The 21,399-nt window shown below is 33.4% G+C and carries 20 protein-coding genes and 2 tRNA genes; 14 read left to right on the forward strand and 8 right to left on the reverse strand.

What is annotated here, in order from left to right:
* Nucleotides 1–407 precede the first annotated feature (407 nt).
* From ABDW27_RS12820 to ABDW27_RS12855, 8 genes are all read left to right on the forward strand, one after another.
* Nucleotides 408–2,033, forward strand: a complete 1,626-nt coding sequence (locus ABDW27_RS12820; RefSeq protein WP_343696268.1) for an arylsulfatase — start codon at nucleotides 408–410, stop codon at nucleotides 2,031–2,033.
* Nucleotides 2,034–2,134: 101 nt separating this feature from the next.
* A complete protein-coding gene (locus ABDW27_RS12825) occupies nucleotides 2,135–3,148 on the forward strand; it encodes an HAD family hydrolase (RefSeq protein WP_343696269.1) in 1,014 nt (337 codons plus the stop codon).
* A gap of 98 nt (nucleotides 3,149–3,246) precedes the next feature.
* On the forward strand, nucleotides 3,247–4,077 hold the full coding sequence (locus ABDW27_RS12830) for a hypothetical protein (RefSeq protein ID WP_343696270.1): 831 nt from the start codon (nucleotides 3,247–3,249) through the stop codon (nucleotides 4,075–4,077).
* A gap of 14 nt (nucleotides 4,078–4,091) precedes the next feature.
* Complete coding sequence (locus ABDW27_RS12835; protein ID WP_343696271.1) at nucleotides 4,092–5,492, forward strand: DUF2252 domain-containing protein; 1,401 nt, start codon at nucleotides 4,092–4,094, stop codon at nucleotides 5,490–5,492.
* A gap of 266 nt (nucleotides 5,493–5,758) precedes the next feature.
* Complete coding sequence (locus ABDW27_RS12840; protein WP_343696272.1) at nucleotides 5,759–6,337, forward strand: DUF4136 domain-containing protein; 579 nt, start codon at nucleotides 5,759–5,761, stop codon at nucleotides 6,335–6,337.
* Between the two features lie 136 nt (nucleotides 6,338–6,473).
* The gene (locus ABDW27_RS12845) at nucleotides 6,474–7,673 is read left to right on the forward strand and encodes a helix-turn-helix domain-containing protein (protein ID WP_343696273.1); all 1,200 of its coding nucleotides are present in this window, start codon (nucleotides 6,474–6,476) and stop codon (nucleotides 7,671–7,673) included.
* A gap of 60 nt (nucleotides 7,674–7,733) precedes the next feature.
* Nucleotides 7,734–8,699 carry a transporter gene (locus ABDW27_RS12850; protein WP_343696274.1) on the forward strand — a complete coding sequence of 322 codons (966 nt, stop codon included), beginning with the start codon at nucleotides 7,734–7,736 and terminating at the stop codon, nucleotides 8,697–8,699.
* 55 nt (nucleotides 8,700–8,754) lie between these two features.
* Entirely contained in the window at nucleotides 8,755–9,942 is a 1,188-nt protein-coding gene (locus tag ABDW27_RS12855; protein WP_343696275.1) for a hypothetical protein, read from the forward strand.
* Between the two features lie 138 nt (nucleotides 9,943–10,080).
* Here the strand turns inward: ABDW27_RS12855 and ABDW27_RS12860 are convergent, their stop codons facing one another.
* Entirely contained in the window at nucleotides 10,081–10,944 is an 864-nt protein-coding gene (locus tag ABDW27_RS12860) for a type II CAAX endopeptidase family protein (protein WP_343696276.1), read from the reverse strand.
* Nucleotides 10,945–11,017: 73 nt separating this feature from the next.
* Complete coding sequence (locus tag ABDW27_RS12865) at nucleotides 11,018–11,815, reverse strand: helix-turn-helix transcriptional regulator (RefSeq protein WP_343696277.1); 798 nt, start codon at nucleotides 11,813–11,815, stop codon at nucleotides 11,018–11,020.
* A gap of 255 nt (nucleotides 11,816–12,070) precedes the next feature.
* Between ABDW27_RS12865 and ABDW27_RS12870 the strand changes: the two genes are divergently transcribed.
* The 4 genes from ABDW27_RS12870 to ABDW27_RS12885 all read left to right on the forward strand — a co-directional run bounded on the left by ABDW27_RS12870 (nucleotide 12,071) and on the right by ABDW27_RS12885 (nucleotide 15,756).
* Nucleotides 12,071–13,252 carry a C1 family peptidase gene (locus ABDW27_RS12870; protein ID WP_343696278.1) on the forward strand — a complete coding sequence of 394 codons (1,182 nt, stop codon included), beginning with the start codon at nucleotides 12,071–12,073 and terminating at the stop codon, nucleotides 13,250–13,252.
* 561 nt (nucleotides 13,253–13,813) lie between these two features.
* On the forward strand, nucleotides 13,814–14,608 hold the full coding sequence (locus tag ABDW27_RS12875) for a TIGR04255 family protein (RefSeq protein ID WP_343696279.1): 795 nt from the start codon (nucleotides 13,814–13,816) through the stop codon (nucleotides 14,606–14,608).
* Entirely contained in the window at nucleotides 14,601–15,260 is a 660-nt protein-coding gene (locus ABDW27_RS12880; protein WP_343696280.1) for a hypothetical protein, read from the forward strand. The genes ABDW27_RS12875 and ABDW27_RS12880 overlap by 8 nt, the downstream gene beginning before the upstream one ends.
* Nucleotides 15,223–15,756 (forward strand): hypothetical protein, encoded by a 534-nt coding sequence (locus ABDW27_RS12885; RefSeq protein ID WP_343696281.1) that lies wholly within the window; start codon nucleotides 15,223–15,225, stop codon nucleotides 15,754–15,756. The genes ABDW27_RS12880 and ABDW27_RS12885 overlap by 38 nt, the downstream gene beginning before the upstream one ends.
* Before the next feature lie 221 nt (nucleotides 15,757–15,977).
* Here the strand turns inward: ABDW27_RS12885 and ABDW27_RS12890 are convergent, their stop codons facing one another.
* On the reverse strand, nucleotides 15,978–16,373 hold the full coding sequence (locus ABDW27_RS12890) for a helix-turn-helix transcriptional regulator (RefSeq protein ID WP_343696282.1): 396 nt from the start codon (nucleotides 16,371–16,373) through the stop codon (nucleotides 15,978–15,980).
* 287 nt (nucleotides 16,374–16,660) lie between these two features.
* Between ABDW27_RS12890 and ABDW27_RS12895 the strand changes: the two genes are divergently transcribed.
* Nucleotides 16,661–17,332: a hypothetical protein gene (locus tag ABDW27_RS12895; RefSeq protein WP_343696283.1), complete on the forward strand. Its 672-nt coding sequence runs from the start codon at nucleotides 16,661–16,663 to the stop codon at nucleotides 17,330–17,332.
* Between the two features lie 199 nt (nucleotides 17,333–17,531).
* Here the strand turns inward: ABDW27_RS12895 and ABDW27_RS12900 are convergent, their stop codons facing one another.
* The 5 genes from ABDW27_RS12900 to rseP form a co-directional block, all read right to left on the reverse strand.
* Nucleotides 17,532–18,134 (reverse strand): zeta toxin family protein, encoded by a 603-nt coding sequence (locus ABDW27_RS12900; protein WP_343696284.1) that lies wholly within the window; start codon nucleotides 18,132–18,134, stop codon nucleotides 17,532–17,534.
* Entirely contained in the window at nucleotides 18,127–18,291 is a 165-nt protein-coding gene (locus ABDW27_RS12905) for a hypothetical protein (protein WP_343696285.1), read from the reverse strand. Before ABDW27_RS12905 ends, ABDW27_RS12900 begins: the two co-directional genes overlap by 8 nt.
* Nucleotides 18,292–18,384: 93 nt before the next feature.
* A tRNA-Asn gene (locus ABDW27_RS12910) sits at nucleotides 18,385–18,458 on the reverse strand.
* Between the two features lie 38 nt (nucleotides 18,459–18,496).
* Nucleotides 18,497–18,570, reverse strand: a tRNA-Asn gene (locus ABDW27_RS12915).
* 86 nt (nucleotides 18,571–18,656) lie between these two features.
* Nucleotides 18,657–19,997, reverse strand: a complete 1,341-nt coding sequence (gene rseP / locus ABDW27_RS12920; protein WP_343696286.1) for an RIP metalloprotease RseP — start codon at nucleotides 19,995–19,997, stop codon at nucleotides 18,657–18,659.
* A 197-nt stretch (nucleotides 19,998–20,194) separates the two neighbouring features.
* Here rseP and ABDW27_RS12925 point away from each other — a divergent pair, with 197 nt between their 5' ends.
* Nucleotides 20,195–21,265: an NADH:flavin oxidoreductase/NADH oxidase gene (locus tag ABDW27_RS12925; RefSeq protein WP_343696287.1), complete on the forward strand. Its 1,071-nt coding sequence runs from the start codon at nucleotides 20,195–20,197 to the stop codon at nucleotides 21,263–21,265.
* The last annotated feature ends 134 nt before the right edge of the window (nucleotides 21,266–21,399 follow it).

Consider the following 21,399-nt stretch of genomic DNA (forward strand, 5'->3'; position numbering starts at 1 on the left):
ATACCGGGTGGATTTTTTTGTTATATACCTTTAAATAGCTTCAATTTTAATTTTTCAATTATAAAAAATTAAAAGATAAGATTCTTCAGCTTAAAAATGGATGTTGCAAATTATAATTTGAAACATATTGGAGCAAAATAAAACCCTTTTGATGTTGCAAGTTATAATTTGCAACAACGTAAAGCCTTAAAAATAGGATAATTCGGTTTTTTATTACTTAATTTTGAGACACTTAACAAAACGTTAAAAACTTGCTGTTGCAAATCCCCCCATTATCAACAGCAAAAAAGTTCTAAGAAATTGCTTTTAATACAGGTTATTTTTTCTGCATCATTCAAGCAGAAAGTTATAGTTCGATTTCACATAAAAACCCTTATACAAACGAATTATTAATAAATCTTATTACCATGAAACAAAGTAAATTTAGAAATGCCATAGTGCTTTTCGCATTTATCTGCTTCACGATTGTTCAGGTGAAAGCTCAAAAAAAAGTCAACATTTTAGTTCTTTGGGGTGACGACATCGGAACTACCAATATTAGCGCTTATAGCGATGGTGTTATGGGGTATACAACTCCCAATATAGATCGTTTAGCTAACGAAGGATTACGTTTCTTACATTATTATGGAGAACAAAGCTGTACGGCAGGCCGTGCTGCATTTTTAACAGGACAACACGGGCTTCGAACTGGGCTTACAAAAGTAGGATATCCGGGAGCACCAATGGGAATGAGCCAGTTAGATCCGTCTATTGGTGGAATCATGAAAAATTTAGGATATGTAACGGGACAATTTGGTAAAAACCACGTAGGGGATCGCAATGAAAATCTGCCTACTGTAAACGGTTTTGATGAATTCTTTGGAAATCTATACCACTTAAATGCCGAGGAAGAACCAGAATTACCTGATTATCCTAAAGATCCGGCTTATTTCAAAAAATTTGGTCCAAGAGGAGTTTTAAAATGTACCGCAACAAATGTGGATGATGCTACTACCGATCCTCGTTTTGGAAGAGTTGGAAAACAAAAAATAGAAGATACGGGTGCCCTTACTAAAAAGAGAATGGAAACGGTTGATGATGAAACATCTGCTGCAGCAATTGATTTTATAAAAAGACAAAATGCAGCGGGAAAACCGTTCTTTTGCTGGTTCAATGCGACTCGTATGCACCTTCGTACACACGTTAGGGCAGAACATAGAGGGCGATATACGCATGGAGACAGCGAATATATCGACGGTATGATTGAACACGATGAAACTATTGGAAGTATTCTTAAAACATTAGACGATTTAGGAATAGCTGATAATACTATTGTTATTTATTCTACAGACAACGGTCCTCACATGAATACATGGCCTGATGGTGCCATGACACCGTATCGCTCAGAAAAAAATACAAACTGGGAAGGGGCTTTCCGTGTGCCATGTATAGTTCGCTGGCCGGGTGTAATTAAACCGGGAACTATAACTACTGAGTTAATGAGCCATAACGATTGGATGCCAACTCTGGCTTCAATTGCAGGAGAACCAGATTTAGTAAATAAACTTTTGAAAGGATATAATGCAAACGGAAAAACTTATAAAGTGCATCTTGATGGTTATGATCAAAGTAATTTTTTACGTGGAAAATCTGCAAAAAGTGCCAGAGATAAATTCTTTTATACTGATGATGACGGCCTTTTGGTAGGTTTAAGAGAAGGAGACTATAAGTATGTTTTTGCAGAGCAGCGTCTAGCTGGTACACTTGGAGTTTGGGCAGAACCATTTACTAAGCTTCGTCTTCAAAAAATATTCAATTTGTATCAGGATCCTTTTGAAAGGGCCGACTTTACTTCAAATACTTACTGGGATTGGGTAATGAATCATGTACCGGCAGTTTATGGAGCTATTTATGAGGTAGGAGTATTTGCTGAAACATTTAAGGAATATCCGCCAAGATCAATCCCGCCAAGCTTCTCTGCTTATACTATAATGGAAGAAGCAATGAGAGATATTAAAGCACAAAAATATATTGAGAAAAATGTGCTTGCCTAAAGTTAAAGAGGAAGAAGAGGCAGCTTCAAAAAAGAAAAAATAAATAATGATAACGAGATTCAGATTTAAGAATCTGAATCTCGTTAATAAAAGAAAAAAGTATGCGTAAAAGAATAATTTTTATACCGCTATTGCTTTTGTTTTTTTTCTCTTGTAAAAAATCGGATACTTTAACTGCGCCTACAGAGAATAAGCAAACAGAGAATAGTATAACCGGCGATCCTTTGCCAAGCTGGAATAACGGACCTCTAAAGGAAGATATAATTGCTTATGTCGAAAAAGTAACCAAAAAAGGAAGCCCGGATTTTATTCCTACAGAAAATAGAATCGCAACTTTTGACAATGATGGAACACTTTGGGCTGAAAAACCTTATGTTCAGGAATTATTTGCTTTTTATCGGGTAAAAAAAATGGTTGAAGCAAATCCGTCTTTGGCACAAAAACAACCTTTTAAAGCCGTAATCGAAAAAGATAAAAGCTATTTTGAAAAAGGAGGCGATAAAGCACTTATACAGCTTGTAGGTGCAACCCATACAGGTATGACCGAAGATGAATTTGAAACATCAGTCAATACATTTTTTAAGGATGCAAAATATCCCGGCAAAAATGTTCCGGTAAAGCAAATACGATATCAGCCGCAACTGGAATTATTGAATTATTTACGGGCAAATGGATTTAAAACTTATATCGTAACCGGCGGGACAATAGAAGTAGTGCGAGCTATATCTCAGGATTTTTACGGAATTCCAAAAGACCAGGTAGTAGGTACTTCTTTTAAATATAAATACGATGATGCTAAAAATGCAGTACAGAGAGAACCCGCTCTAGATCATTTTAATGACAAAGAAGGAAAACCTGTTGGTATACAATTACATATTGGCCAGCGTCCGGTTTTTGCCTGTGGAAATGAAGGAGGAGCAGGCGATATTGCCATGCTTAAATATTCGCAGGGAAATAAATATCCATCATTTCAATTACTGGTAAATCATAACGATTCGATTAGAGAATACAGTTATCAGGAAAAAGATAATTTGTCCTTAAGTACAGCCGCAAAAAATAAGTGGCATGTGGTAAGCATTAAAGACGACTGGAAAAAAGTTTTTGCAGATAAATAATTTGAATTAGTTAGGATCTAAAATGAAGCAACTCTTCTAAAAAAGAGCTGTTTCATTTGGATTTTAGAGTCGATTAAAAATCTTTAGAAGGAATAATTATGAAACGAATTAAAGGCAGTATTATCGATAAATTAATTTTTAGTGCAGCTTTTTTGATGCTGTCATTCACGGTTATTGCACAAGAATCGGATTCAAAACCGGGAAACAGTGCACAGGAACTTGCAGATAAATTAGCAAATCCAGTGGCGAGTTTAATTAGTGTACCGCTTCAAAATAATATAAATTATGGAATTGGTCCTTACAACGGAGTCAAGTATACTGTCAACATACAGCCGGTAATTCCTTTTAAATTATCAGATAATTTAAATTTAATCACACGTTATATCCTTCCGGTTGTAGACCAAAGAAACATAACAGGACTTAATACACATGAATTTGGTTTAAGTGATGCTACCGTAACAGCTTTTTTTGCTCCCAAAAGTAAGAAACTGATCTATGGAATTGGTCCGGCATTTTTGGTTCCAACTGCCACAGAAAAGGTTTTAGGAACAGAAAAATTTGGAGTTGGTCCAAGCGCATTGATAATGCATCAGGCAAATGGACTTTCGGTTGGTTTTATAGCCAACCAAATTTGGTCGGTTGCAGGAAATGAGGATCGGGCAGATTTTAATCAGTTTTACACACAAATATTTCTATCCTACAGTTATAAAAGCGGAGCCAGTTTAGGTATCAATTCAGAGATAACACAAAACTGGGAAGGTAATATAACATTAATATCCCTAAATCCTTCTATTGGCGGAATTACAAAATTTGGTTCTCAGGTCGTTCAATTTTCAGTACAGCCGCTAATTCCAATTGTTGGACATCAGGCAATAAAACCAGACTGGGGTTTAAGAGCGGTTGTAGCTTTTGTGTTTCCGGGTTCATAATTTAAAGTCATTTTATGATCGAAAAATCAGCAGATAAAACAGAAATTTCGTTTGATCCGTCAGCATCAAAAGCAGAACGTTATGAAAAAGGTGCGGCGATTAGAAAAATTGTGCCGCGTTCGTCGCATCAGGAATGGACAGCATCTGAAGATCGCAAAGATCCAATCGATATTTTAATAAAAACAAGTGTTGGAAGAATTGAAAGTCTGCTGCCTATTCGATACAGAAGAATGATGGAATCACCATTTGCTTTTTTCCGTGGAGCGGCGGCAATTATGGCTGCAGATTTAGAACATACGCCAAATACAGGAATCAATTTACAGCTTTGCGGAGATTGTCATTTAATGAATTTTGGAGGTTTTGCCACGCCGGAGCGCAAATTGGTTTTTGATATTAATGATTTTGATGAAACTTTTCAGGGACCGTGGGAATGGGATGTAAAAAGGCTCGCCGCAAGTTTTGCAATTGCCGGCCGATGGAGAAAGTTCTCTAACAAAAGCTGTAAAGAATTTGCATGGAACGTTGCTGACAGTTATAAAAGACATATGCTGGATTACAGTAAATTATCGGCACTCCAGATTTGGTATGCCGATATTGATCTGGCTGAACTTATCGAATTTGGAAAAGATGAAGACATAAAAGAATTTCATCAAAAAAGAATAAAAAAAGCTTTGGAATATACAGCGCATGAAAAAGAATTTGCAAAAATGACGTATCAGGATGGTACCCGGGCAAGAATAAAAGATGAACCGCCTTTAATTTATCATCTTTCAGGAGATGAAGAGAATTATACCTTAAAAGAAGCAAAACTTGTTCATAAAAAATATTTAGAATCTCTTTCAGAAGAAAAGCAAATTTTATTAAACAGATATTCGATGCATGATTTTGTAATGAAAGTGGTAGGCGTAGGAAGTGTTGGAACACTTTGCGGGATTTGTTTATTAATGTCTGCAACCGGAGAACCTATTTTTCTGCAGTTTAAAGAAGCAAGAAAAAGCGTGCTAGAAGAACATGTAAAAATTAAAGGAAAATACAAACATCAGGGCGAGCGAATTGTTATGGGGCAAAAGCTAATGCAGTCAGCTTCAGATATGTTTTTGGGATGGACAGATGGTGAAGGAGGAAGATATTTTTATATCCGTCAGCTTCGCGATGCAAAAGTAAAGCCCGTTCTTGAAATTATGAAAGAAGAAAATATGACAGATTATGCCAAAGCCTGCGGATGGGCACTTGCGAGAGCTCATGCACGTTCAGGAGACCCTTCGATATTATCTGGATATATAGGAGATAGTAACGAATTTGCAGATGCGATTTCGAAATTTTCAATTTTATATGCCGATCAAAATGAATCAGATTACAACAAAATGACTATGGCTGTTAAAGAAGGCAGAATTCCGATAGCAGCAGAAATATAATTTTCATTAACAAAAAAAATGCAAACACGAATAAATGGTTTATTCTGTTATTAAAATATGTTAAAATTAAATAAGTAAGAATTTTATGCCGTTTATTATGTTAATTAAATAAAATGATTTATCTTTGAATTGTATCTAAATGCCTGTAATATAGTTATTTGTGTTTTCCCCGCACATCAGTCGAAGCCCTTTACGATTCATTCAAGATTTTTCAGAATTAAAAATTTCGAGTTAAGCTAATTAATCATTAATTTAAATTCTATAAGATGAATATTAAAAGAACAAATCTTCGCATACTCCCAATATTAGTTTTGGGTTTAATTTACAGCTGTTCTCCAACAGTAAAAGTAACAACAGATTATGATCATTCTGCCAATTTTAGTGAATATAAAACCTTTGCCGTTTACGATTTAAAAGCACAGGAAGGTCAGGTAAATCAATTAAATGTAGATCGTGTTACAAAAGCAATTCGTGCAGAAATGATCGCAAAAGGATTTACAGAAAGCTCTAATCCGGATTTAAAAGTAAACGCAGTTTCTATATTAAAAAATAAAACTCAAGTTACGGCCGATTCTAATTTTTATGGTTATGGCGGAATGTATCGCCCTTACGGATATTGGGGCGGCGGTGCCATGATGGGCGGAGCCAATACGACATTTAATACGTATGATTATGTCGATGGCTCATTAATTATTGATATCGTTTCTATAAAAACACAAAAGTTAGTCTGGCAGGGAATTGGAAATGCCCAAATCGACAGCAAACCAGACAATCCTGAGGAATTTATAAATAGTTCTATCAAAAAAATCTTAGAAGGATTTCCTCCGGGAGCAGTTAAAAAATAATCTAAAAGTTTTATAGGGAAGACTGTGCTTTTCTCACCCGAAAAGTACAGCTTCTGTTAAAATTTCATTTTACATTTTCTTTTGAAGTAATTTAAAAGAAATGAGGTTTCTACTTTTTATAATCAAGCCAGGAATTATGATCGATATAGTACTTTCACTTTTCTTTTTTATAGCGACAATTGTAGGTTTTGCTACTTCATTTATGGTTCTTTTTTCAAAGAAAAACTATTCTAAAAGTTTCTTCTTAGGACTGTTTTTGTTTAGCCTTGCTGTTGTAAGCATCTATAATTTTTACTTATCGGCCAATGTTTTTAAAGATTTCCCTGATTTGTTTATGATCACCAAATCGTTTATTTTTTTATCGGCTCCTTGTGCATTTTTGTATGTTCGAAGTGTTTTGTTTCCTAACTCAGCCTTTAAAAAATTCGACTGGTTTCATTTTCTTCCATTTTTAATCTATTTTTCGCTGACCATTGTAGTATGGATTGGTAATTACACTGATTTTTATTTCATAGATTACCTTTCGCAAAAAATAAAAAGTCCTTTCTCAATGTTAAGTCTTAGTGTATGGCTCATATATGCTTTCTGCCAGACTATGATGATCTTAAATTATGACATAAAAAGATTTAAAGAAAATAATCATTTAAACCGTGTAAAAATTTTAAGCTGGATAAGAGTTTATAATCTTACGGTGTTGTTTTTATTCTCTACACTTTTTGTTCATTTCTTTTTAATAAACAACAATGTCGATAACATAGATTATTCATGTTACATTCTTATTTCTTCCGTATTAGTTTTTACGGTAGGATGGCTGTATTTTAAACCACAGATTTTTTATGATGCAAACGAAATCGAAATGTATGATTTGGCCGCAGATGATTTAATATCTTTTTCTGCACAGGAAGCAAAAAATTCACTTCCGATAGTTAAGGAATTAACTCCCGAAAAAAGAAAATTATATCTGGCTAAATTAGACAGCATTTTTGCCTCAAAAAAACTCTTTTTAAAGAAAGATCTGGTAATTCGTGATATTTCAGAAGAAACCGGAATTACGGTAAACAACCTTTCTAATCTGATTAATTCAGAGTTTAACCTGCATTTTCAGGATTATATCAATCTAAAAAGAATCGAATATTTTAAAGAAAAAATAAACGATTCAGACTGGAAAGATCTTTCGTTAGAAGGAATGGCGTGGGCGTCAGGTTTTAAATCCAGAACAACTTGTTTTAGAGCTTTTATAAAACATACCGGAAAATCTCCTTCAGAATACTTCAGAATAATCAGGATCAGCCCTGAAAAAAACAATTCCTATTTCTTTAAACAATCAACAAATTGAAAAAATAGTTTGTAAAGGTTGATTACAAAGTCTAATTAATTTAAAGAAGAAACCATGAAAATGAAATTAAAACAAAGACCAGCAATAAAATCAGCGTTTACAATATTATTCCTTTCCGTTTGTTTTTTAGGAAATGCACAGCTCAAAGGCGGGCATATTTTAGGGGCAATGGGATTACAATCCGGGACACAAGCGCCGGCAAATGCTTTAAGTGTTTATATACCAGCTTATTTATATGATGCCGGTTCATTGAGAGATGCCAACGGAAACGAATCAGCAAATCCTGATTTAACCATGTTTTTAACGGGAATTGGAGCCAATTATGTAAGCAGTTTTAAAATATTGGGAGCCAATTACGGAGCGACACTTTTAGTAGCTTTTGCCTCAAACACAATTCAGGGAAATACCATTGATTCAAAAAACTCACTTGCATTTACAGACATGTATTTTCAGCCAGTTCAATTGGGCTGGCATGAAAAAAGAGCCGATTTTGTGTTTAGTTATCAATTATATCTTCCCACCGGAAAATTTACCGCAGGAGCTTCAGACAATGCAGGATTAGGAATGCTTATGAATGAATTTTCAGCTGGAACAACTTTGTTTTTTAATGATAAAAAAACGTTTCATTTTTCTGTTTTGGCATCTTATGAAATAAACGGAAAAAAGAAAGATACAGATATAAAAACTGGAGACATTTTGAGTCTTGATGGCGGTTTAGGAAAAACTTTTTACATGCTAAATGCCGAAAAAACCGCACCAACAGGAATTTTAAATGCTGGTATAATTTATTATTTACAATATAAAGTGTCAAATGATAAAATCCCGATAGGTAATTTTGTACTTGAACCAGACAAAGACAGAATTGCTGCTGTGGGTGCTGAGGTAAACTATTTTCATATTGGCTGTAAAACTTCTGCAGGACTTCGATGGCTTCCGGAATTTGGTGCTCACAATCGTTTTCAGGGAAACACTTTTTTCCTTACTCTGGCACATGTGTTTAGTTTAGCAAAAGAAAAGAAAGAATAATGATAAAGGATTGAATGTGTTTTAAGAGATAAATAAATTTTAAAATTTGATTTAAATGAGAAATACAGATTCAGATTCTTCATTAAAAAACAGAAAACTTTTTGAGAAGTTAGTTTTCATTTTTGCATTTTGTCTTTTTTCTTTACAAGCAATAACGGCACAAAAACCTCATATTAGTGTAAAAGATTCTCTCGATGGAGCATTCGACTTAAGTGATTATATTATTTATGCACATGGTTTTATTGTGGTTCCAACCATTATTACAGAGCCTGCTTTGGGAAATATTGGAGGCGCACTTGTACCTGTATTTCTAAAAAAACGACCGCCGGTTATTGATGAAAACGGCAAAAAACGTTTCATAAATCCGGATATAACAGGAGGACTCGGAATGTATACCGGAAACAAAAGCTGGATGGTAGGTGCATTTCGATCAGCAACTTTGGTCAAACCTAGAATTTTATATCGCGTAATGGCCGGATATGGCGATATGAATTTATCTTTTTATGAAAACAATCTGCCAAACGTACCCGATCAGGAATTTAAACTCAACTTCAAATCGACTGTTTTTTATACCCAATGGTTAAAACAATTTAGAAATGCAAAATGGAGCGCAGGGCCGCAATATTTCTTTATAAATTCTAAAATAAACCTTCCGGATATTAACCTTCCCCCGCCGTTTGTAAAACCTGGCGATATAAAAAGTACAGTGAGCCAGTTTGGAGGGGCGATTCAGTTTGACGGACGCGACAATATTTTTACACCAGATAAAGGAATCAGGCTTCAGTCAGATTTCTTTTGGTCAGATGATGCAATAGGGAGCGATTATGATGCCTGGCGCGTCAATTTATCAGCAATAGGATTTTATCCATTAACAGAAAAATTAATTGGCGGGCTTAGGGTAGAAGGAGAGCAGGCGTTTGGGAGTCCGCCTTTTTATCTAAGGCCGGGGATTAACCTTCGAGGGATTCCGGCAGCAAGATATCAGGGAAAAACCAGTATTGTTACCGAAGCCGAATTACGTTGGGATTTGTATCGAAGATGGAGCCTTATGGGCTACGGAGGTCTCGCAAGTGCTTTTAACGACTGGGATCAGGCTTTTGCCAAACCGGTTGTGTACAGTTACGGAACGGGTTTTAGATATTTAATAGCACGAAAATTCAAACTCCGAATGGGAATTGATGTTGCCAGAGGAAATGAAGATTGGGCGTATTATATTGTTTTTGGAAGTAATTGGCTTAGATAATTGTTAATTGTTAATTGTTAATTGTTAATGGTGAATTGTTAATGGTGAATTGTGAGTTGTTAATTGTGAAATGTAAAATTCCCAATAATTATTTATCGGGAACTCAAATATAATTCGTGAATTTGTGGCAGAAAAAAATTATTTCTTCCAATACGGTTTAATAATTTTATTTTCCTTTCGGCTTAAAGCCAATAATATAATAGAAGCTGCAGAGCAAAATATAACTGCCTGAACAGAACCTTCGGGACCAAAATCTCCTCCGGTAATAAATTCAGAACCCTGAATTTTAGAAATCAGTAAGCTGTTTGTTTTGGCGTTTCCGGATGTGATGGCGCCGAAAATTCCCGATTGCATAAAATTCCACGCAAAGTGAATCGCGATTGGGAACCATAAATTTCTGGTATAAATAAAAGCAGCGCCTAATAATAATCCGGCTTCAATAGTAATACATAATGCAGAAAGTAAAGTACTATGTTCGTTTACCAAATGCAGAGCGCCAAAAATAAGTGCCGAAATTATTAAGGCAAAATAACTTCCCAGTTTTTCTTCCATAATTCTAAAAAGGATTCCGCGAACCAAAATCTCCTCGATAATTGCCGCGGTAAAAGCAATTGTAAGCGGAATAATGATAAACGAAAACGGATTTACAGAAAGAATTTCATAATCGCCATTAAGGTAAATTACCAAAATTGTAAGCGATTGTAAAACTACACCAATTAAAATTCCAATGATTAAATTTCTGGCAAGTCCTTTTACAGCTAATTCTGTTATGGTTCTTTTTTCATAATATTTAAAAAAGTCAATATAACTTATTAAAGCTAAACCACACACAATAATTCCTTTTATAAGATTTCTATAATCTTTGTCTAGAGAAGTTTGCAGTAATAATTTCCCCGCAAAGAACTGCCCAATATTAATTATTAAAAGACAAGCAATTAATCCTAAAATAATTTTGGTTAATGGGAAATTGAATATTTTTTGTTTTGTGGTAAGCGTTTCCATTTTGGTTTGGTTTATTAATTTGAAGCAAAAGTAAATCAGGCCGAAAACAAAAAATAGAATGAAATTTGCCTCTTTACAATTTTTGAAATTGTTTGGGCAGAAATCCAGTTTGGTTTTTAAACGTTCTGATGAAATGACTCTGATCTGCAAATCCGCATTCGAGGGCGATTTCGGTTAAATTACTTTCGTGCGTTTGTATCAGTGAAAGCGAACGATTAATTTTAATTCTCCGCATATATTCTCCCAAAGTACAGCCAAAATATTTCGGAAAATGTTTTGAAATCGTAATGGGATTTAAGTTTAAAACCGTCGCTAAATCCTGCAAATTCGGGTTTTCGTTCCAACAATCGTTCAGTAATTCCTGTAAACTTTTGACCCAAAATGGACTTTTTTCAAATCGTTCCAAATGATTTTGAGCATTCGAAATCTGCGAAAAAAGCATCGTAATCGTATCGGCAGAAAAAGCATCAGCGGTAAGCGTTTCCTTGAAAATCTTCAGAATAAGAAATTTGGTAAATGCCGAATTTTGAATCGATTTTTCGAGTACAGCTTCAGACATTTGAAGTTCTTTCAGCAGGTTTTCTTCAATTTCAATATTAATATTTCGGGAAGGAAAAAGTGTATTTTGGTTTAAATGAAGTTCATCACTATGATAAAATAATAACGAACCGGAACCGACTGTTTCGCTGAAATTTTTTCTTTTTTCAGTAGTTCCGCCTTTCAGGAAAAGCGTTATGTGTGCGTTATTGTGCGAATGCCAGCCTTCGTAAACCTTATTTTGGTATTCGGTTTCGACAACCGCAATTCCGTTTGAAGTTGTAAAAATGTTTTTAGTATTACCTAAATATTGCTCTTTTTCGAGTTCGTACATTTTCGGTTTTGTTGCGTGGCATTTATGGAACCAAAATACTATTTATTTGCATATAAAATCAAAAAAGATTTGATTGTAAACAGATTATGTTTTTATATAGTTTGTAAGGTTTTGAGGATTAATAAAAACATTGTATAAACATTAACTGTTAAATAATAGTTTATTTACCGAATATTTAATTTTTTTGTAACAAAAATATAATACAGGCTACAAATAAGTAACTATTTAAATCTTTTGATTATGTATAAAAATACGATGAAATCAGTTTTCGCGGCATCTGCATTTTTAGTGGGTGTAAGCGGCTGTTTTGCGCAGGACATTTTGGTAAATTCCTTAAAGCTAAATGCGAGTGATAAAAGTAAAGAAGCTTTTAAATTCACCGAAGTAGTTAACTTAGGAACAACGTCGATTAAAAACCAGGGTTCATCCGGAACTTGCTGGAGTTATGCATCAAACTCATTTTTAGAGTCAGAAATGATTCGTTTAGGAAAACAGCCTGTTGAACTTTCTCAGGTATTTTCGGCAAGAAATGTGTATGTTGACAAAGGTGTAAATTATGTTCGTATGCACGGCGCAATCACTTTAGGTGACGGAGGTTCGCTGCACGACGTAATTAATATGTACAAAAAATACGGAACCGTACCAAGAGAAGTTTACACAGGTTTGAACTACGGAACGGATAAAAATAAATTTGCCGAAATGTCTGCTCTTATCGAAGGTGTTTTGGCTGCGGTGGTTAAAAATCCAAACGGAGAGTTAACTCCAAACTGGCAAAAAGCGTATGCTGCCGTTATCGATTCTTATTTAGGAAAAGTGCCGGATAACTTCAATTACAAAGGAAAAAATTATACGCCGCAGTCTTTTGCAAAAGAAGTGGTAGGAATTAATCCTGACGAATATGTAGAAATGTCTTCGTTTACAACGGCTCCATATTACCAAAAAACAACTTTAATGGTACCAGATAACTGGTCATTAGATCAGGTTTACAACGTAAAAGTAAACGACATGACCGATATTATCGACAATGCATTGAAAAAAGGTTATACAGTGGCTTGGGCGACAGACGTAAGCGAGAAAAGCTTTAGCTGGAAAAACGGTGTGGCATACGTACCAACAAAGAAATTTGACGACATGACTGCCGAAGAAAAAGCAGATATGTTTAACGGACCAAAAGCTGAACCGGAAATTACTCCAGAAATGCGTCAGGCAGCGTTTGACAGCTACACCACTACAGACGACCACGGAATGCATATTATTGGTCTTGCAAAAGATCAAACCGGAAAAGAATACTATATCGTAAAAAATTCCTGGGGAGAAACAAACGACTACAAAGGTTTCTTATTTGTAACCAAAAATTTCGTGAAATATAAAACAACTGCCTTAATGGTAAACAAAGGCGGAATTCCTGCTGAAATTGCTAAGAAATTAGGGGTTTAAGAAGTTTTAGGTTTTTAATGAAAATAGAAAAGCGCTGTGATCTTTGGATTGCGGCGCTTTTTTTTTGAGTTATAATGAGTTGAAAAATTAAAACGCAAGGTATACGAAATTGAATGAGAATTTATAAATAATAACTTTTCTAGCATTGACAAGATGATTAAAAAAAATGAGCTTAAAGGATTACTGATGATTTCGATCATGCTTCTTAATATTTTCAATATTAATTGCAAAATGAATTAATTTAATTCATACCTTAAAGCTTAAAAATCTTACAATATAAACAGTTACAAATCAAAAAATTATAAGAGTTAAGTTGATTGTTTACTATTGAAATTCTAGTTGATTTATTGTTTGTATAATTTAATAAATTATGCTTTTTTAATGAGTAATTTTTAAATTGAAATTAAGTTTTCTTAAATATTAATGCACTGTTTCAAGTAAATTAATATATTAGTAGCGAAAAATATTTAATTTGTACCTTTGCAAAAGTTTAAATCGAAGTTAATTTTGATTTAATATATTTATATATAGTATTAATATAGTTATATTTATAAAAAAAATATGTTTGGATTTCCTAATGTAGACCATTCAATTAAAGAGACTTTTACACGTAATTTTTTAAGAACAGTTACTATTCAGTTTAGATTTGAAGAAAATAATGTTATATGCGATAATAAGGGTCAAATTTTAACTGAATTTGCAGAGAAGTATCCTAGAATGCATGATAATGTTTCAAAAAATTACGAAATTCAGTTTCAACATGAAACCCCAATTGTAAATACAACTAGAGGGCAAGGATTTTCTCTTAAATCTAACGATGGAAATAAAACAATTATTTTTACCCCTACTTCAATAGATATCAATATTAATGGCTTAGGATATAAAAACTTCGCAGATATTCAAAACTTTGAAATAAATAAGATAAAAAATCTATTGATTTCATTTAATATTTTGAATGTAACAAGAATTGCAATTAGAAAAATTAATATAATCGGAATAAAAATACCTGAAAATACAAGCTTAACTCAGATAGCAAAAGATTTATTAAACGAAAGGATTGCTTATAGTTTAGATACATACCCGATGGAAGAATTTATCCAACAAAATGTCAATAGCGTTAATTACGTAAAGGACAAAGATGGATTAAATTTAAAATCAGGATTAACAGTTCAGCCTAACAGCGCAAATGTAAACCCTAACTTAGGACATTTAATTTGTGATATTGATAGATATAACGCAGAAAACATCAATTGTGAAAATCTTTCAGAGATATTTAGAAAATTAAATGAAGAAATTTTTGATATTTTTATATGGTTCTTAAATAGTAAATCGGTAAAAATCTTAAACAATGAATGAATATATAAGTGAATATATTATAGAGGACATGAATTACAGTCGAGAGGATATTTGTGAGCTCTTGGAAACTAAAAATAATGGATATGGCGCACTTGCAGGAGCCTACTCGACAGCTTTAGTGTTTGGGGTATGCAATGTTGCTAACGCTTCGATTGTAAAAGAAATTTCTAAAGTTGATATTAAGCCTAATATTGAAAATGTTATTAACGAACAAAGTGTTTTTTCTTTGGAGGATTATGAAAATGTATTTTTAATGGATAATTATCTTCTAAATAATGAAGTATTAAATAATAGAAAAAAGAAAGAGATTATAGAATCAATCTTATCATTTAAGTCTTTACAAGAAAGTTGGGATGGCTATGGAGCATTTCCTTTACAAGTGAAAAGTGCTGCAAATGCTATTGACTTTTTAGAAGTTTTGGATTTAAGTTCTGAATTCTTTCCACCTACTGATATATTTCCAAATCCAACTGGAACAGCTAGTTTAATTTGGGAAAATGATCTTGAAGAAAGACTATCTTTAGAAATTGGGAATAACGCAATATCTTACTATACTAAATTTAATGGTAGTGAGGTAGAGTTTTTTAATGATGTAGAAATTAACGAATTAACTATTGGAAGTATTATTAGAAAAATTCAAGCTCTTTATTAAATCAGTTCCTAAAGAAATTAAAGAGGATGAAAAAATTGTAAAAGTGGTTTTTAATCCTCTTAATATAAATGCTAAAGGAAATGTAAAGCCCAATGCATATAGGGTAAAGACAGATGACTTGTCGGTTAATAGGCTTAGTTACACGACATTAAACTATTGTAAACGCCAAGGAGTTCGTTTAGACAAAAACTCTAAGCCAGCTATTAAAGAAAAAAATTTCTATGGAATAGCATTATTGTTTGTTAATGAAATAAGAAATCACGCAAAGATTTATTACAAGCCTATATTATGGCCGATTAGAGATATAAATAAAGCACATGCGGAAATTCAAGTTGGGTATAGTACATTATTAAGTGCTGGTCAAGTAAGTAGTGCTCAATATAATTATGCTACTGAAGAGCTTGCAAAAATGGCTAGGCTTTATATTGATGAAACGAATAATCTAAAAATGTGGAAGTCAGATAATGCAACAGAAATTTTAAATCTTAAACAATAAAATTTATGCAAACATTATAATTAATAAATATGTATTAACTTTTATTAGGTACGGTTAAGGTATATTTCCTTTTACTCATTGTTACAAAAAGAATATCCATATTTGGGACTTATTTAAAGCGATTTAATACTACTCATGAATAACTATTGCTAAAACTAATAGCAATAGTTATTTAGCAAAAAGGTCTATTATTTCTTTTGATAGATTTTAAAAAAGAAATTCTACTTTCCTTCCAACAACTTCTCCAAATACTCAACCTTATCTTTCTCAGCCTGAACCAAACGCTCATAAAGTTCCACAACTTTATCAAGAGGATTAAAAGAGCAATTATGATTTACAGTTGGTCCACTATGAACAACAGAACCTTCGTAGTTATTTTGAATGTTATTTAAAATAGCTTCTTCAGAGAAATTTTTAATTCCTTCAACAGACACGCCCAAAGCTTCGGCAATTGCTTTCAGTTTTTCCTCGTCAATAGTTTCGCTGTTTTCAATAGCAGAAATAGTCTGCTGGTTTGTGCCTAAAGCCTGCGCCAAAGCTTCCTGCTTCATATCACGAAGTTCACGAATGCGGCTTATTTTTCGCCCTATATGATTTGGTTTTGTTAGTGTGCTCATAATTCAAAGATATTTAAAATTCCTGAAAAAAGTATTTTGTCTGTAAAATACAAGTTTTGTTTTGTGCGATACAATTTTGGTTTTTCGGGATAACACAAAAATACAATTTTTCGCACAGCAAAAGATCAAAAACCATAATTATAAAAACTACAAATTGTTGGGCAAAAAGCAAAACGCACACTTAATCGTTTTTATAAGTACTTCATAGTTAAAGTAATGTATAAGTGTCACGAAATCAGTAGCTTTATATAGTGTTTTATGGAGTATTAACTTTAATTACATTACTTATGAAAACATATTTACGACATTTTGCTCTTGCGGCTTTGTTTTCTATAAATAGTTTTGCCCAGCAGACTAATTATTTGGTTGCCAATGCAGACACTCGCAGAGCGCCCTTTAAATTTGACAACAAACCAGACGACGATCGTGTTATAGAATCGTATTTGGTTGTTGAGGTTATCAATATGCCTTTTGGAAAAAGAACTACCAAATACGAAGTTTCAAAACTTGACATGGTTTATACTAACGATCTTGGCCCGAATAATACCAGAACGGTAACCCCAATTTATAAAAAACCAAGAGCCCGATTAACAAATACAATTATGGCTTCAAAAGATATGGCAGATGCGAATGTAGAAACCGTTAAACCAGTCGATGTTGAGGTTACCAAACCGGCCTATTCGGAAAAGTTCGTAAAAGTAGATATTGTAGACACCTACGCTAATGTTTTAGATAAAGGATACAAATCTGTAGAAATGCTTAAAAAAGTGGCTGACAAGTATTATTTTGAAGACAATCTGGAAGAAGCTGTCAAATACTATTCTGAGTTATATGATTTGGATAAAAACTTAGAAACCGTTTACTACTTTAGATATGGACAATCATTAAAAGCAATCAACGAAACAGGAAAAGCAGAAGAAATGATGAAAATTTTTGAGAGTAAAAACGTGAACCAATAAATGCATGAAAGCATAAAATAGGCAAGCAATTAAACCATAAAAAACTTAATAGGATTTATAAACATAGCCCACGATTTCAACCGCGAAAATGCAATTTTTGGGTAATACATTTTTTATAATTTGTGTCGCGTTTATCGTGGTTGAAACCACGAGCTATGTTTGAAATATGATTGAATTGCTGGAAGAAAATTTATTCTTTTCAAGGTATAATCTTGATTATGTTTGGAATCAAGTTATTTAAATAATCGGGTAATTTGTTTAAAGAAGAAATTTTTCCAGATTCGATAGATAAAACATGGGAAGGATGATTTAAATGTTTTGAAGAATCGTATAAATCTACGTAATCAAAATAATCAAAAAATGTATTCAGATTGTTATACCCATCATAATAGCGTTTTTCTATTTCATTTTCCGGAACATAATGTCCGCCATTTTCTACACGAATTGCGACCCTTTTTTTAGCTTCTTGAATGGAATCAAGACACAGAAATATTAGCTGCAAATCATACCCGTTACTTTTAAATATGTCGGGCCAATGGAGAGGAGTAGAATTGAAGTTGGTTTCGTAACAAAAACTAGATTTATTTTTAATTGCGTTTTTAATTTGTTTTTCTAATTCATTAAAAGCCATTTGATGAGCCATCATTTCCTTTATGTCTGAATCAATTAAGGAATTGTAAAACTTTAAAAATTGAAAATCGTAATCAAAAGGGGTGAAATTGTCAGGCGAAAGTGCTTTTGAAAAAGTTGATTTTCCAGATCCATTGCATCCTGCTATAACAAGTAAAATGGGTTTAGACATTTTTGAACTGAGGAGCTATGGGTGGTTTTCTTTGGTCTTTACCTAATGCTATGTTTCTTTCATAAACGGCTACTTGTTGCTTAACAATAGGCATAACTTTTTCCATTTGCTTTAAAGCAAACTTAACTCTTTCAGTTGTATTTGATATGTCTTTCATAGTTTTACAAATTTACAAAAAATATAAATAAAATTTAAAAAGCCGTATAAACAAAAAAATACCACTTACAAATAGTAAGTGGTATTTAATAAGCTCCCCCTCTTGGGCTCGAACCAAGGACCCTCTGATTAACAGTCAGATGCTCTAACCAACTGAGCTAAGGAGGAATCACCTTAAAGGTAAATATGTTTGCTAAAAAAAGTTGCTCCCCCTCTTGGGCTCGAACCAAGGACCCTCTGATTAACAGTCAGATGCTCTAACCAACTGAGCTAAGGAGGAAAGTATTGCTCTTTTTAGCGAGTGCAAATATAATCGATTTTTTAGTTTCTCAAAAATATTTTAACTCTTTTTCTTGATTTTTTTTTCTACTTCATAATTGCCTTATAAATGTCGTTACCGTTTGCGAACAAAAGCAGCGCTATAAGTAGTACGAAGCCAACCATTTGGGCGTTTTCAAGGAATTTATCGCTCGGTTTTTTACCACTAATAATTTCATACAATAAAAACATCACGTGTCCGCCATCAAGAGCCGGAATTGGCAATAAATTCATAACTCCAAGCATAATTGACAATAAAGCTGTGATTGACCAGAACGTTTCCCAGCTCCAGAAACTTGGAAAAATGTTGTAAATCGCTGCAAAACCACCCACTTGTTTGTAAGCTTTTGTTTCAGGATTAAAAATCATTTTCAGCTGTTTTCCGTAACCTACTAACTGATCTTTTCCTTTTTGAATTCCAACCGGAATAGATTCGAAGAAACTATATTCTTTTGTGCTTACTTTATAGTAACCTAATTTTTCCAAAGATTCGATGCCTAAACCTCCAACACCAATACCAAGTTTTCCTAATTTAGAAACCTTAACCGTAACTGGAGTTTCTTTTAAATCACGTAAAACAACCGCTGGAATTGTTTTTCCTTTGTTAGCTTCTAAAATAACTTTTGCCTGATCAAAATACTTTACTTTTTGATTATTAAGACTTACAATAATATCTTTTGGTTTCAAAGAAGTATTTTCAGAATCATCAGCAATTTTACCAACAACAAAAGGCATCCTAATGTTGATTAATAAACCTTTTTCGTATTTAGATAATTGATCAACAAAATCATTCGGGATATTAATTGTTTGTTGTTTTCCGTCTCTTTCAATCAAAATATGTTTCGACATAATCACATTCATGTTCATGTCACTGTCAAAATTTTCTACCTTTTTGCCATCAATAGAAATGATTTTATCTCCAGTTCTAAAACCAGCTTTAAGCATTGCAGGATTTTCGATAAAAACTCCGTCTTTTAAATCAGCATTTGCCACATACGTATCACCGTAAGCATAAGCCATTCCTATATATATAATAAACGCCAAAATAAAGTTTACAGTAACACCGCCAAGCATAATAATTAAACGCTGCCAAGCTGGTTTAGAACGAAATTCCCATGGCTGCGGTGGAAGTGCCATTTGCTCTTTGTCCATACTTTCGTCGATCATTCCTGAGATTTTTACATAACCTCCAAGTGGTAACCATCCGATTCCGTATTCTGTTTCGCCAATTTTCTTTTTTAATAGTGAATATTTAACATCAAAAAACAAATAAAATTTTTCGACTCTGGTTTTAAATAATTTTGCAGGAATAAAGTGTCCTAATTCGTGAAGAATAATAAGTAAAGATAAACTCAATAGAAATTGAGAGAGTTTGATAACTATATCCATTGTAAATTTTTAGTTCGTATTTAACGCACAAAAGTAGCGTTTTCTTATTTAATTAAAGCCGCAAGATAATACTTAAGATTTTAAATGTTTGTTAATTAATAAACATTTCAATTTCTCGTTTTAACAAGATACTGTAACTTTACTTTTTAAACGGCTGTCAATTTATTGGTAGCCTAAAATCATTAAAAGTTACAATTATGGCTTCACAATTATTTTCTCCCATAACATTAAAAAACATTACCTTAAAAAATAGAATCGTTATTTCGCCAATGTGCCAGTATTCAGCCGTTGAGGGATTTGCAAACGACTGGCATCTTGTTCATTTAGGAAGTCGTGCAAGCGGCGGCGCAGGATTAATCATTCAGGAAGCGACAGCAGTTTCTCCCGAAGCGAGAATTTCTCCTGCTGATCTCGGAATCTGGAAAGACGAACATATCGAAAAGCTAAAACAAATTAACCAATTTATAGTTTCTCAAAATTCTGTTCCCGGAATTCAATTGGCACATGCCGGAAGAAAAGCAAGTGTTTCTTCTCCGTGGGAAGGAAATAAAAAATTAGATTTCGCTCAGGGCGGATGGCAGACAGTTGCGCCAAGTGCGATTCCGTATCACGACGGAGAACCATATCTTCCGGAAGCTTTAGACCAAAACGGAATCCAAAAAGTAATTATCGATTTTAAAAATGCAACAAAAAGAGTTGTTGAAGCGGGATATAAAGTTTTGGAAATTCACGCTGCACACGGTTATTTATTACATCAGTTTCTATCTCCTCTAACAAACGTGAGAACCGATGAATATGGAGGAAGTTTTGAAAACCGAATTCGTTTTACACTCGAAATTGTAGAAGCAGTTCAGACAGAATGGCCTTCAGATTTACCTTTGTTCGTGAGAATCTCAGCAACAGACTGGGCAGAAGGCGGATGGAATCCGGAAGAATCAGTTCAGCTTTCTAAAATCTTAAAAGATAAAGGAGTTGATTTAATTGACGTTTCTTCCGGTGGATTAGTTTCACATCAAAAAATTGAAATTGGTCCAGGTTATCAGGTTCCTTTTGCAGAAAAAGTAAAAAAAGAATCAAACATTTTAACTGGAGCAGTTGGTTTAATTACAGAAGCAAAACAAGCCGAAGAAATTTTAGAGAAAGGTCAGGCCGATTTAATTTTGTTTGCCAGAGAATCATTAAGAAATCCGAATTTACCGTTAGATTTCGCCAAAGAATTAAACAGCGATACTCAATGGCCAAAACAATACGAACGAGCTAAACTTTAAATTTATTAGCCACAGATTGCACAGATTAAAGTGATTTTTTTAGTTTTGGTTGCTACAAATTTTACGAATTATTTTAAGTTTTTGAGCGCACTGATTTGTGAAAATTCGTGGCAAAAAAGAAAATTCTTTTTAAT

The organism is Flavobacterium sp. (assembly GCF_039595935.1).
GTDB lineage: Bacteria > Bacteroidota > Bacteroidia > Flavobacteriales > Flavobacteriaceae > Flavobacterium.